The 1,119-nt window shown below is 27.6% G+C and carries 1 protein-coding gene; it reads left to right on the forward strand.

Annotated features, from left to right (window positions below; translation table 11 throughout):
- Positions 1–58 precede the first annotated feature (58 nt).
- The coding region (locus tag QZ306_RS10600; protein WP_295163675.1) for a hypothetical protein at positions 59–1,119 on the forward strand (1,061 nt) is incomplete at its 3' end.

A 1,119-nucleotide genomic window follows, 5' to 3' on the forward strand; every position in this document is an offset into this window, starting at 1 on the left:
AGAATGGTGTACATCAAATAGAGGGGAATCAATTGTAGGCGTGAGAAGTATTTATTTAATGGCACGAAGAAGAAAATTAGAATTTGATTTTAGCATTAGAAAGTATTTGAGGAAAGATTTTGATGAACTAAAGGCAAAGGAAGAAAATAAAGACTTATCTAATGATGAAATATATGACAAATTACCAAAAAGATCAAAAATAGAATTAACAATACATGTTATATCTTGGTTATCGACTGAGAATGATATGAGAAAAATATTTGATGATATAAATAACCAATTAGATGAAGTATTTGAAAAATATAATAAAGCATTCTTAGATGATTGTAAAGTAACAGCTGATACACTGAAAGAATTATATGAACAATATATAGCTATCACTAAAGAATATATCAATCCAATATTTGGACGTTTTTATTTTGTGAAAGATGTGTTAACATTTCTATTTAATGCCAAAGAAAAGTATCAAGAATATAAAACAAAAATCGATAATTGGTTTAAAGAGCATGAAGAAAATATTATTCCACTCTTCCGCCAAGATAAGATTGATAGAAGCCGAAACGATTTTCAAATGGATGGATATTATGATTATGATAAGAAAGCATTTATCGAAACCATTTTTTCACCGCAGAACTTAGAAAAGAGTATAAAATCCAAACCATCATTTATATATATGGCACCAGAGATAACAGATTATGAAGAAATTCCAACACCAACACCTACACCAACACCAAAACCAATACCAGGGGAAAATGATTTTGTCGAATTAGGTCTATTTTATGTTGATTTCAATATTAAATTTATAGAAAGTGATAGAACAGATTCTAATTATAAGAATACTGATTTTGCAGATTTATTTAATATAGGAGATGAACCATACCAAAATAATCCATATAAATTTAATAATAAATGGTGCAGAAGATTAGATTTTAAAAATGTTTGGGATAGACATTCATGCAAAGTTTATTCATCAATAGCAGAACAATCAAATAAATATTATTTAGGTAATAGTCAAATATATTTCAGTCCTATCAAGTACTTCAAACTGAACTCAACTGATCAAAGATTTTGGATAGAATTATATTCAGGGCGTCATAATAATATTCCTGTTCTGGTACC

The organism is uncultured Brachyspira sp. (assembly GCF_910588665.1).
In the GTDB taxonomy this organism is placed as follows: domain Bacteria; phylum Spirochaetota; class Brachyspiria; order Brachyspirales; family Brachyspiraceae; genus Brachyspira.